This window comes from Pedobacter sp. MR2016-24, from assembly GCF_026239655.1.
In the GTDB taxonomy this organism is placed as follows: Bacteria; Bacteroidota; Bacteroidia; order Sphingobacteriales; family Sphingobacteriaceae; genus Pedobacter.
In genome coordinates this window covers 252,353-265,475 of sequence record NZ_JAPIVO010000006.1, presented here as the reverse complement: position 1 = coordinate 265,475, position 13,123 = coordinate 252,353, and the positions used below count along the sequence as shown (strand labels likewise).

Below are 13,123 nucleotides of genomic sequence, written 5' to 3'. Positions count from 1 at the left end.
TTGCCTTACCAGACATAGTATCTACCAGATAAAAAACTATGACGAATCCACTTAATAAAAATATAATTAAAAACGCTGACATTAGTGCACTCGCCGCAAATTTCAGGGAATATATTGCCCGCAATAAAGCTGAAGAAGAACGGGAACAATTAATTGAAGATTTAACATCACGCAACCAGGACCTAAGTCAGTTCGCCTATATCACCTCTCATAATCTCAGAGCACCGCTATCAAATTTAATAGGCTTGATAGATATTTTAAATTATGACCTTCTTGACGAATATAATAAGACCATCGTAGATATGTTTAAAGATTCAGCGTTAAAGCTGAACGAAACAATTTACGACCTTACCCAGATGCTCAGCATTAAAAGCAATAAAAATATCAGCATCGAAAACGTCAGTGTGGCACGCATATTTAAAAAAGTATGTAACTCATTCACCAAACAAATACACACAATGGGCATTTCCATACACACCGATTTCCAGTGTGAAATGATTCCCTTTAATAAGAGTTATCTGGAAAGTGTGTTAATGAACCTGATGTCAAATGCAGTAAAGTACTGTTCAGAAAACAGACCATTGAAGATTGAAGTTTCCACCAAATTGGATAGAAACGGGGATATCATCCTTACTTTTAGCGATAACGGCATGGGAATAGACCTGATCAAACACAAAGACCGCATATTTGGTCTAAATGAAAGGTTCCATAGCCACGTAAATGGTAGTGGAGTAGGATTATTCATTACCAAAACCCAGATTAACTCGCTGGGAGGGGATATAACTGTTAAAAGTGAAGTAGATAAAGGATCAACTTTCACTGTTACTATAAAAAATCCATGTTAATGTAACATCAAGATGTGTCTTTACTTAAGCGGTTTGGATTGATATTATAAATAATTTTGTTGTATCCAGAATAATCCAGATCGCCATGAAAAAATTACTTTTAGTATCCGCAGCAATTTTAGCCGTAATAACTTTGTTTAACGTTAAAGCCAATGCACAAACGCCGTTATCAGCAACAGGAACTGTTCCATTAAGAATTGTTCTTTCAGATGCCATCGCAATTACAATGAAAGCCGCTGATGATGTTGAATTCGACTATACCACTGCAGCCGACTATCAGGGCTCTAAAACAGTTCCTAAAACGGGGCACTTTACTGTTGTCAGCAACAGGGCTTATAAAGTAGCGGTTAAAGCACTTGCATTCACCCCAGCCACATCAGGCAACTCTACTGTTGTACCTCTGAATATTATCCAGGTATCAGTAGGCACATCGCCGACTGTAGGAACGTTCAATACAGCAACACTTGGAACAACAGACCAGACGCTGGTAACCACATCACCTGCAACAATCGCTGCCAGTTATAATATTAATTATACCATACCAACAGCAGCTGCGCTGGTAGGAATTACAAAAGACACTTATGCTACAGTAGTTACCTATACCGCCACGCAACTTTAAGCTGATTAATGAGATTATACACTACACTATTTACCTTATGCCTTGTCTCTTTGTTTGTAAACACAACAATGGGGCAGGGCTTTTCAGTATCACCATCCCGACTCTTTTTTAAAGGCAATCCCGGGGAAACACTGAGTCAGCAGATTACTTTTAGTAATACTTCCAGTGTTCCCGTTTCCTTTGTTTCCAATATTCAGGACTGGAACAGAGATACTGCAGGCAATAAGATGTATTTTGCCAAGAACTCCATGCCCTCGTCCAATGCAAACTGGATCACACTTTCTACGAATACGCTGACTGTTCAGCCTGGAGAAACTAAACTTATTAATGTATCTATGACCGTTCCTGCAGGTCGGGATGAAAAAAAAGGTTTAACGAACAGCATGCTCTTTTTTACCCAGGTGAAGGAACAGGCACCAAAAAAAACGAATAACAAACAAGTTGGTTTAACTATTTTGCTCGAGGTAGGTGTACAGATCTACCATACTCCTCCCGGACTGACATTTGGAGAACTGGAATTTCTCGCTTTCAATGATCTCGGACTAATTGAGACAGATAAAGGAAAGAAACGCAGATTCGCTATACAAATCCATAATAAGGGAGAAGTCAATAAAGATGCATACGTCCGATATGAAGTGACCAATAAAGCTACCGGAGAAGAATTAAAATTAACTCCTGAAGCCATTGCCATGTTACCCGATGCCTCACAATGGGTTTACCTCGATCTGCCTGCAGATCTGAACGGTAAATTCCTTGCTGTTGCAATTTTAGATGCCGGTTCTGCTTATGATTTGAAAGTTGCTGAAAAAGAAATTATATATAACCCTTAGTGCCTGCCTCTGTATTTTCAGTGTAAAGCAAAGTGCCGGGCAAACAATTACGCTTCCGCAGACAAATATCAGTGCAAATTCAGATTATACCGTTACCTCCTTAACCGGCCCCACAATAGATCTTGGGGTACTGCCTACAATTAAAGTTAAAAGCGCTTCCTCAGACTTTACCGCCACCTTAACAGGCGAAAAAATACCACTGTCTGTCGCACATCCAAAACTTCGCTCTGCTGGTAATGTCGGTTTGCTGGGCTATAGTGCAGAAGTGACGCTGAGTACCAGCGACGCAACACTATACCAGGCAGTTTTAAACCTCGGTGCAGGAGGAACCTCATTGTTAGACTACCGGATTTCTACTTTAGGTACCATCTGGAAAGCAGGAAGTTATACCACCACACTGAACTATAGTATCACAGGAATATCCACGGGAATCACCCCGGCCACTCAGGTCTTACAAATTGATGTTCCCGCTTTCATCTCTGTCGATGTACCACCTGTATCTCCTGCAACCATTACGATGGATGCTATTGCCAAGTTCAGAAATACCAATGGAAATAGTATTACTTCACCATTTACTTACTCCACCACAGTAATCAATCAGATTGCCCTTAAAACCACTACCGGAGTCTCCGCATTCACTTATACAGGTACCGCAGCCGTGCCGCCGGTTACCGCAGTGAATCTGGTAGCGCTTCGTTCTGATGTAACCTCACCCGCCACATTTAACCTCTCAGCAACAAATCAGCTGCTCAATACCAGCAACCTCGCTGTTCCTGCTGCAAATAAAAGTAGCATTACCCCAACTTTCACCATCTCAAAGGCCGATCTGCAGACTGCTTTCATCCAGGCCGGAACTTACACCCTACCGCTTACGTATACCATCAGTAAACCCGCTACTGCTTACCCGACAGGCGCTACCGTATCGACGACAACGACAGTAGATCTGAAGGTTATCACCAGTGACCTGGCAGAGCTCATTCTTGCCCCGTCCCAACCCAATATCACTTTTAACTATACTTCTGCCGCAAGTTATACACAAAGCAATACAGTCGAGCTAAGTGGTCATTTAACCTTAAGCAAAACCACGCCCTACATTGTTACTGTAAGAGCTAACGCAGCAAATCTTACACTGGGCGCCACTGCGAATCAGATTCCGGTTAATATCGTCACCATAGCGCCTATGGCTGGCCAGGCAGGCATAAATACGATTACACTGTCTAATTCACCACAAACATTGATTTCTGCTTCGGGCCCGGTAATTGATCGTCAGATCAATCTCCAGTACCGTATCCCTTCAAGTCAGAATTCTAATCTTGTTGGCAAACCATCAGGAACTTACGAAACAACTGTGACCTATACATTAGTCGCTCCCTAAAAACGGGTTACACCTATCTTTCTGCGTTCATCCCTGTACATAAATGTCAGCAGTTCTGCCGGACTCCCATTTAAGGCAACCCGCTCCTGTCCGTTTTCAATGGAGAAGGGCAAACCTTCTGTTTCTACGTAAACAGTGTACTCATTGCGCGGCAGGTAGAAACAGAATTCTCCATGATCATTTGTCAAAGTCTGATGCAAATTACCATTCACATCCCTTGCTTTAACCCTGATCCCCGCAAGGTCAGGCATCCCATCGCCATATTTTACAGCAATGATTTTCAGTTGCCCGAATAAAGCCTGTGTTTTGACAAGTGCAATGTCCATTTTCTTATTTTTATCCAGGAAAACCTGAGTAGGTTCCTGCAAGCTCCAGCCCTTTGTATTGGTGATAGCAACCGTATAGGCATCTTTTTTCATCCCTTTAAAAGCCACTTTTCCTTTGGCATCAGTCAGCGCTACCTGACCATTTATCTTTACCAGCACCCCCGGAACTGCCGGTTCATCTGCATCTTTCTGACCATTGCTGTTCCTGTCCTCATAATAAACCAGTTCCAGTTTCTTAGCATTGTTATTTCCCGGGTTTCCGAATTGTTTCTCTATCCCTACACGGATCTGTCTGGTATTGAAGGTTGATGTAGCACGCTCATAGCTGGCAAAATCTGTCCGGTCAACTTCGGTCACCAGTTTCTGCCGGATAATAGCATACAGCGCGTCACCAGTCAGCGCCCAGTTCTTCTTAAAATTATACCTGAGCATCCCATTCAATGAATAGTTGCTGCTTCCTGTATAACCATAATGACTGTACATCGTACTCATCTGCAAACGTAATGCGTCGTTAAAAGCAGAAAGACGGACATTCGGGCCTATAGCATACAGATGATAACGCCGGTTCTGCCCTGTTACCGTCAGCACATCAGACAGGTAATAAGGGTTCAGCTGCACATAAGTACTCAGGCCTAAAAAAGAATAGGTATAATTACCCGTAAACTTAAATGTATGATAAGGTGCCTGTGGGGTACCCGAGGTATTTACATAAGTATAACCATAATCGCCATTTAGGGTAAAGGATTGGTTGGAGCCATAATAGCCAACATTTACAGCCATACGTGCAGCAGACGATTTCCAATCCACGGTAGAATTGGTTATTGGTGTAAAGCTGGTGGAATACAACCGCTGTTCCAAAAGATAAGGTGTAAATGATAAGGAAACGCTTCCCACACCAACACTGTAACCCAGTTCGTAAATATTGATTGTATTTTTGCTCTCTCCTGCATATAATTCATAAGTGAGGTTATTTTGATACTCAGGATGGCTGGTTTGCAGATTGGCATGTGCAGTTAGTTTGTTCTTGTCATTCAGCCTGATCATCATCCGCAAATCAGTATTGAATAATCCCCTTCTGATTCCTGTATAATACGGACTGCTATAGTAACCATTGCCAGAAAACTGAATTCCTTCCCCTTCATATACATAATTCAATCCTGCACTCAAGCCACTTTTTTGTTGTTTACCTGCGCCCTGAACTTCTTCAAGGGAATATCCCGCTTCAAAACCAAAAGATTTTCGCTCACCAAGATCAAAGTTCATTTTAGTACTGAGCTGACTGGCATCGACACCGGTTAAAGGATCCTTACTGTGTATGACAGTAAGTCTTTGATGGTCTGATGTAGACTTTTCCTTCTTATAGTCAAGTGCATACACCTTTGCACCGGGCAGCGAATTATTCAGCTGATTAAAAAGGAAATAATCATTTTGAATCCCATAGGCCGATAAGGACTCTCCCGCAGCAAGGTTTAAATTTGCTTTAATTCCCCGTCCGCCAAAGGCGTAATCCATGTTTTCATATATATTCCCGAGCTTAATGCCCCAGCCTTTACGCTGATAATCTATAAATGAATTATAAACGATTAATCCATTATTCTGCTGCTGCCTGAAATAGTCCGTATTCATTCGATAAGACAAGGAGCTGTTATTCCCCATACTCAGTTTTCCGTTACTCTGAAACTGGTAATAAGCAGAAGTACCGTCCATATCCACATAACGCAATGCTGCGCTGTTGGGCAGGTCGCCATTCAACTGTACATTCCCTCCTAACCTGCCCTCACTGGTCACGTTTACCACTCTAAGCGTTTTTACTGCCAGTTGGTTATTACCATTATCTAGGGCCCGGATAGTTACTGTAAAATCCGAGATAATCTTTTTGCCTAACCTGTTCTTCGCAGTAAAAGGCAGCAGTTGCTGCGCACCGGGTTGTAAGACGAGATTCATGGTCTGCCCCGTGAATTCCAGTCCTTCAGGAATTCCGTTCAGGAGTAATCTGAAAGACAAGGGTACAAAACAGGTGTTGATGCAGCTCACCATAATCTGCGCCTGGTTAGTATATTGATTGAGGTAAATCTCACTTTCTTCAGTACCAATGACCAGACCGCCGGCATCCACCAGTCGGGTAATAAAACTTGCAGCAGATTGTACTGAAATACTTGCTTCGGCAGCAACAAGGCGGACGGTAAAGGTTTGTACATTGTCCTTTATATTTTGCCTGTTGGTCATATATTTCATAGGAAATATACGCGTCTCTCCGGCACCCAGAACAATAGTGTCAGGCAAAGAAATAAAACCTTTTAATAATATATGCTGCTGATCCTGTTTCAGTACCACGGGCTTAGGATAAGTGTTGGTTACTCTAAGCAAATTGGAAAATGTCTGTCCCCCTTTAATGATGAGGCTATCCTTAGTAAAGGCATATTTTACCTGAGCGTGTCCCTTAAAGAAAAGAAACATGATGCAGAAAAGTAAACATAAAATCCTCAGGTAGCTGGTTCGAAGCATCAAGCTAATTAAATTGAAGCATATGGCAAATAAAATCGTTATTTAACAATGCAAAAATCCGGAATTTACACCGCTGAATGAAGGCCGTAATGACACATCTTAGTGTGTCACCCCCTACCTGAACTGTGCCAGCAGCTCTCCCTTACTGTTGATGTTTAACTTTTTATAAGTTCTTTTGATATATTGCCTTACGGTATCCAGAGAGATACCATACTTGTATCCTATCAGCTTATAACTTAAGCCATTCTTCAGTCCTTCAACTACCTGACGTTCGCGGAAGCTTAATGCAGACTGATAATCAACCGTTTGCTGCACCTGCATAATTACATTTCGGGAAATAGAAGGGCTGAAAACAGATCCCCCTTTATAAGTGGTTACTATGGTGGAAATAATTTCGTTCACACAGGTATCCTTAGTCAGGTATCCCATTGCACCTGCTTTCACACATTCCAATACGCTGTTCTGATCATGTATATCACTATATACCACTACATTGGTATTGGGAAACTTACGGTATATAGCTCCTATTGCTTCTACACCGTTCTGCTCTATATCCAATAGTGTTACATTAGGCTCCTCATTAGGCTGAATTTTCTTACATTCACCCATTGAAGCTACCTCAACAGTCACTTTAAAATTATACTGATTCTGATGATTTAATAACATGGACATCATACCCCTGCTTTGTTGATTGATGTCGATAATCCCTACTTTAATCATGATTCCCTCCCATCTTTAATAACCTAAAACGATACAATAGTAAAATTAAGGAAATAGTTTTTGAGTCAGGGCGTTCATTCTGTTCATTAAATTTTAGCGAACGAATGTTTATCGCCCCTTAGGGTTTTGTAGTCGTCTTCATAATTAACGGAATTGTAAATGAAGAAGAGTCGGGCGAGATGAATGCATCCCTTAATTCTCTCCCCAAAAGCACATGTTTATTTACTTCGGCTGCCCTGTGCGCATAGTAAGCTTCAAAGGCCGACAGGTAATTCATACTGGTCAGGAGATAATCGGATAATACTTTCGCATCTGTGAGTGCATTTGTAGTTCCTGCGCTGGTAAATGGCAAAGCAAGATGTGCAGCATCTCCAATCAGCACCACATTATCACGATGAAATCTCGGAAGCAGATCAAAATCTCTGGTATTCCAGATATAACTGGTCGTAAAATCATTCGCTTCCAGAATAGAGGTAACTTTTTTTGGGAAGTGTTTTAACATGGAAAAACAGAATGTTTTCAATTGTTCGGCAGAACGGTCCTTTACATCTCCCAGTGATGGATCATATTGCATAAACCATACGAGTTCTGTTTCTGAGGTAGGTATCAAACCAAAAGCAAGTCCCCTGCTTTTTTCCTGGAATTTAGTGAATTTCCCCGTGTACAGACCTGCAAACTCAGGATGGTTCACAATTCCAACTACCTCTTTAACAATACCTGGCTTAAAATTTATATCACCAAAAATCTGCTGGCGGACAATAGAATTTGCACCATCTGCCGCTATAAAGATATCACCATATTCCAATGTGCCATCTGTAAATTCAGCAGCAATAACCTTTTCATCTCTATAAATAAAGTGGGAGAAGATTCTACCGTCATTTAACCGGGATGCCGGAAAAAGTCCGGCCAGGCAGATCGTCAGGTCTGTCCGTTTAAAACATTGCCAGTCGTCCAGTTTCATTGTCTGCATCAGCTCTCCGTCCGGCCTTTTAAAAACAAAAGTGTCAATCAATTTTCCCGGCAGGATACAATCTTCGGCATCAGCAAGCGCCTGCAATATGGCAATACCTTCATGATGCATCAAAAACGCATGTCCGCCACCTACAACGCCTAATTTTCTTTCATTAACACTTACATCAACACCGTTCTTGTGAAGATAAATGCCCATACACAAGCCTGCGATACCACCGCCGATAATTACAGCTTTCATAGCAAATTAATTGTATTTTTCATCCTGCCAAGAGCTTCCTTTAAAATGTCTTCCGATGTAGCAAAACTCATCCTGATATATCCTTCAGCACCTTCTCCAAACCATTCTTTAGCACCGGGTACGACTGCCACTTTAGCCTCGTCCAGCAAGAGCTGATGAATTTCCTTACTGCTACGTCCCGTTCCGGTAATATTTGTAAAAGCTACATAACAACCTTCCGGCGCAATGCAGTTAAAACCCTTCATCATATTTAATTCAGTAACACATAAATCCCTCATGCGCTGTAAATGAGATACAAAATCTGTCAGCCAGTATTCGCATTCATTCAATGCAGTCGTTGCAGCAACCTGTGAGAGTATATTAGCCCCATGGATCGTAGAGCCATGCAGGGATGCAGTGAACAAGCGTTCATAATGCAGCGGATTGGAAGCCATTACAGCACCAATTCTTAATCCCGCCAGCCCATAAGATTTACTGTAGCCGGTTACAGTAACCGTCTGATTTTTAACCTCTTCATTCAGGGACGCAATGCTGGTAAATATATGTGGTGTATATACGATATCACTCCAGATCTCATCTGACAGTATCAGTAAATTATGTTTTACGGCTATTTCACCCAGCTTTAATAATTCATCTTTCCGAAAGACTTTACCAGTAGGATTTAATGGATTACATAAACAAATCATTTTTGTCTTCGAAGTAATCAACCCTTCCAGGCGGTCAAAATCTACCTCTGCACTGCCAGGAGGAATCGGAAATGGCACCGCCACACCACCAACGGCCTCAGTAGCATACCGAAACAGAAAATCAACGGGATCAAAGATGATCACTTCATCACCAGCATTAACAAATGCCCTGCAGGTCAAATAGATACCAAAAGCAGCACTGTCAACAGGAAAAATATAGTCGGGATTGGCTGGAATATTCCGCTTAACAGAAAAATAGCGGGCAACACTTTCTTTAAATTCAGGTAATCCTGCCGGGGGTCCGTAAGAAAGGTACCTGTCCTTCGTGAACCGGATTATAGCTTCAGCAATTTCAGGTGCACTGCGAAAATCAGGATCAGCTGCAGTCAATGGAATTACTCCTTCAGCCACAGTAGCCCATCTTAAATTAAATGCTCTTTTTTTTAAAATATCAAGATCGATTGAGGCGTTTTGAAACATTCTCCTAAACTATCGATTTTAAAGAAATAATAGAAATTTATATTATTATCATAAACCATTATTTTATAAGAACATACGATTCAGACCAGTTATTCTATGTTTTCAATAATTTCCAGAAATTTTTCTTTTACTAAAGGTTTAATAATGAAGTCAGCTACCGAGCTGATGTTTTTTGATCTTTCCATTTCATGTGGTGAAATGGAAGAAGAAACAATGTATAATTCAGTTTTTCTCGCAAAAGACTGGTATAAATCCTGGTATTCTTCCAGAAACTCCCAACCGTCCATTACGGGCATATTCAAATCCAGAAAAATTACGTCCGGTAAACGTTCTTTTTCATCGTAAATGTTTTTCAAATGTGTAATTGCCTGAAAGCCATCAGAGAAAACCTCAACTTCTATATCTGTGGTAACTTTCAAAATTGTTTTTTTTGTCAGGAATACAAAAATATCGTCATCGTCTATAAGAAAAACCTTCTTCATTTCAATTTATATTTTGATTCACAAATTCTATTGAAAACTTCGCTCCTTCATCAGGAGCACTCTCCACCCAGATTTTACCACCCATCGCTTCCACCTGAGTTTTTGTCATAAACAAACCCAGCCCCTTTGCATCGGGATGACGATGGAAAATTTTACCGATTTTAAAAATACTGTCCTTGTGTTTCAACAAATCTATACCCAGCCCATTGTCTTTTACGGTAAGAAAAATACTTCCATCCTGCCTCCTGGAAGCAAGCTCCAGTGATAATTGTCTGTCCGGCGACTGATATTTTATCGCATTGCTAATCAGGTTATAAAAAATGCTGGCCAGATATTTATGGGGATAAACTACAGATGGGGCATCATCAAAGTTGATCCGTATCTTAGCCCTGGCTCTTTTGATTTCCATATGTAAACCATCCAGCACTTCCTGCAGACAGACGTTCAAAATTATGATATCTGCCTTGATATCACCATTTTGCCTGATCTGGATAGACTCCACTAATTCATTAAATGTATTCTTCAGATTTTCAATAACCGGTTCCAGTTTAGAAACCAGCAATTTTTGCTCCTCTGCTTCTTTTGTTTCCTGAATAAATTCAACCAACATCGACATATTGATCAGCGGTCCGCGTAAATTATGAGAAACTATATTGCAGAAATCCAGCAACTGAGTATTCTGAATAGAGAGCTGATCCATAATTACCGTCTGTTTTTCTTCCAGTAATTTACGCTCAGTAATATCCATACCAAAACCAATCGCCATCACAAAGTTACCATGCTCATCGTGCATCGGAAACATCCTCCGCAGGAAAGTGATCTTATCCCCTTCAGGATTCAGCAGACTTTCTTCCCATACAATAGCTTTACCTGTATTTTTTACCTGCAAAAACTGATCGCGTCTTTCCTGTGCTATTTTAATATCGCGGTTGCGGTAAGCAGCATATTCAAAATCATCTTTGCCGATGATATACTTCCTCAGCTCATCATTTTTAATTGCACCGGGATTGGCGAAAAGATACTTATGCTCCGCATCAAAAACCACAATATCCGAAGGAATATTATTCAGTATACTTTCGTAAAATTCTTTTATACTGCTATTGATCACAGGCAATCGCAATTGCAAAACCGTAATGATCTGTTGAACAAGCAGCGCCAAACCTTCATTTTGCGACTCCGTCAATTTAAAAGCTTCGTAGCCGGCAACGGATAAATGACCTATAACCAAATTATTATATACCGCTATAGGTACAGTTACCATAAACGGATAATCCTGCTGCAAACTATTGTCCCTTGGCGTTTCTGTAAATTTCACACCCAGACTGGCTTTAAACCAGATTCTGTCCTCATCAACAAATGAAATCGTTGCGATAGGTGTATTCGCAATGATAGCAGCCAGCTTAACGATGTTATCGAATTCCGGTTCTTCCCGGGTATCGAGAATCTCCAACACATAAAGTGCAGCGATTCTCTCAGCTTCATTTTTAAGTGTTGGTAAATTAATCATAAGCGTTTTCTGTCGAAGATTTTGACAGTACAAATCTAATTATAAGATTGATAGTTTTAACAATTAATAATTCCACCTCTTTTAAGTTGAATTCCAAGGTATAATTTTTTATTCATAATCATTCATACTCCAAATAAATAATGATTATTTTTTTAGAAGACTTTTCTGTTATAATAGATTAAATGAACTGAAATTTTTCCAAATCAAATCATTTAATAAAGAAAGCCTGTGTAAATCTCCATTCACACAGGCTATAAATACCTATTATACAAAAGATTATGACGCGAATTATCGCTATCCTGTTAAACGCGAGCTTTCTGCCTGCCCCACAATTGATTGAATGGCTACATTTAGCTTTTGGGAGGAATCATTCAAAAAGGTAAGTGTTTCCTGGGTATCTTCTCCCGGATATTTAATCAGAAACTCTGTTAAACTCATGATATTGGCGAGTGGTGCACGTACCATATGACTTTGTATCCATGCAATTTCCTTAAGGTCATGATTCTGCTGCTCAATTTTTTGAATATAACTCAGACGTTCCGACACATCTGTAGCCAATACCAGTCTCGCATCTTTACCCTCAAAGCGGATTACATTCGTCTCGATTTCTACAGGGAAAGTTTCCTGCGACTTATTCACATGTGTCAGTAAACCGGAATATTCCCTTGTTTTAATCATGCTATTCATATCCATCAGCTTCCCGGTCTCATTCTGAGGACGAATCTGTGAAATATTCATTCGCAGAAATTCTTCGCTGCTGTACCCATATTTATCACACGCAGCCTCATTTACATGCAGAAAATTACCAGTCTGCAAATCAAAAACATACATAGGTACGGGATTAGCCTCGAACGTACTCCTGTAGTACTTTTCTGATGCATCTAACTTAGATACAAGCGTTGCTTCCTTAACTATCGTCTGCTCCAAACCTTTTAGCACCCGGCTGATCAGCATTACGCTGATCAATGTGACAAAAATCAGGTTCCCGGAATAAGAAACCCATAAAGGCAGATCATAACTAGCCAGCAAGGGACTATCAAATAACTTGTATTCTATCACAACACCAAAACCCGCACAAATCAATACATTGAGTCCGACAAGATAATAGGCAGTCGGCCGCGGAAATATCATTGCCGAAAAAATAGTGATGATAATCAAATAAAGGGCACCAGGTCCTTCAGAACCTAAAACTGCAATATAAACTACAGCCAGAACATATAAGAGAAAGAGCGCAATGATTTTTCTAAAATGAATCATGATGCTTTTATTAAATACTGTAAATAGAAAAGAGCACACGAATAGAATGGTGAACCATTGTATAAATGTGCTGCCTGCAAAAAAACCATAAGTAACTGAAGAGGCAAAAGCAATGATACCTACTATAAAAGCATAGGTAATCATATTAGTAAATAGCTTTTTTCGCCAGAAAACAGACTCATCTTCCCAATGATTCCCGTTTTTCAGCACCGCACTCTCCATCATATGTTTAAACCTGTACCAATACGCTTTAATCGGAACCATATTCAATTTTTATCATA

General features: G+C 40.4%; 11 protein-coding genes. 4 read left to right on the top strand and 7 right to left on the bottom strand.

Features of this window, described 5'->3' with window-relative positions; genetic code table 11:
- Positions 1 to 38: 38 nt before the first annotated feature.
- The 4 genes from OQX62_RS17495 (at position 39) to OQX62_RS17480 (ending at position 3,669) form a co-directional block, all read left to right on the top strand.
- The gene (locus OQX62_RS17495; RefSeq protein WP_265832914.1) at positions 39 to 845 is read left to right on the top strand and encodes a sensor histidine kinase; all 807 of its coding nucleotides are present in this window, start codon (positions 39 to 41) and stop codon (positions 843 to 845) included.
- A gap of 85 nt (positions 846 to 930) precedes the next feature.
- A complete protein-coding gene (locus OQX62_RS17490; protein ID WP_265832913.1) occupies positions 931 to 1,464 on the top strand; it encodes a hypothetical protein in 534 nt (177 codons plus the stop codon).
- Positions 1,465 to 1,472: 8 nt separating this feature from the next.
- A complete protein-coding gene (locus tag OQX62_RS17485; protein ID WP_265832912.1) occupies positions 1,473 to 2,294 on the top strand; it encodes an Fn3-like domain-containing protein in 822 nt (273 codons plus the stop codon).
- Entirely contained in the window at positions 2,263 to 3,669 is a 1,407-nt protein-coding gene (locus OQX62_RS17480) for a hypothetical protein (RefSeq protein ID WP_265832911.1), read from the top strand. Before OQX62_RS17485 ends, OQX62_RS17480 begins: the two co-directional genes overlap by 32 nt.
- On the opposite strand, the gene OQX62_RS17475 is transcribed toward OQX62_RS17480, so the two are convergent.
- The 7 genes from OQX62_RS17475 to OQX62_RS17445 all read right to left on the bottom strand — a co-directional run bounded on the left by OQX62_RS17475 (position 3,666) and on the right by OQX62_RS17445 (position 13,106).
- Positions 3,666 to 6,452, bottom strand: a complete 2,787-nt coding sequence (locus OQX62_RS17475) for an SdrD B-like domain-containing protein (protein WP_265832910.1) — start codon at positions 6,450 to 6,452, stop codon at positions 3,666 to 3,668. The genes OQX62_RS17480 and OQX62_RS17475 overlap by 4 nt on opposite strands.
- Before the next feature lie 162 nt (positions 6,453 to 6,614).
- The gene (locus OQX62_RS17470; protein ID WP_265832909.1) at positions 6,615 to 7,220 is read right to left on the bottom strand and encodes a response regulator transcription factor; all 606 of its coding nucleotides are present in this window, start codon (positions 7,218 to 7,220) and stop codon (positions 6,615 to 6,617) included.
- 118 nt (positions 7,221 to 7,338) lie between these two features.
- Positions 7,339 to 8,430 (bottom strand): FAD-dependent monooxygenase, encoded by a 1,092-nt coding sequence (locus OQX62_RS17465; RefSeq protein ID WP_265832908.1) that lies wholly within the window; start codon positions 8,428 to 8,430, stop codon positions 7,339 to 7,341.
- Positions 8,427 to 9,596 carry a pyridoxal phosphate-dependent aminotransferase gene (locus tag OQX62_RS17460; RefSeq protein WP_265832907.1) on the bottom strand — a complete coding sequence of 390 codons (1,170 nt, stop codon included), beginning with the start codon at positions 9,594 to 9,596 and terminating at the stop codon, positions 8,427 to 8,429. Before OQX62_RS17460 ends, OQX62_RS17465 begins: the two co-directional genes overlap by 4 nt.
- 89 nt (positions 9,597 to 9,685) lie before the next feature.
- Entirely contained in the window at positions 9,686 to 10,078 is a 393-nt protein-coding gene (locus OQX62_RS17455; RefSeq protein WP_265832906.1) for a response regulator, read from the bottom strand.
- A gap of 1 nt (position 10,079) precedes the next feature.
- Complete coding sequence (locus tag OQX62_RS17450) at positions 10,080 to 11,585, bottom strand: sensor histidine kinase (RefSeq protein WP_265832905.1); 1,506 nt, start codon at positions 11,583 to 11,585, stop codon at positions 10,080 to 10,082.
- A 294-nt stretch (positions 11,586 to 11,879) separates the two neighbouring features.
- Positions 11,880 to 13,106: a PAS domain S-box protein gene (locus OQX62_RS17445; RefSeq protein WP_265832904.1), complete on the bottom strand. Its 1,227-nt coding sequence runs from the start codon at positions 13,104 to 13,106 to the stop codon at positions 11,880 to 11,882.
- Between the last annotated feature and the right edge of the window lie 17 nt (positions 13,107 to 13,123).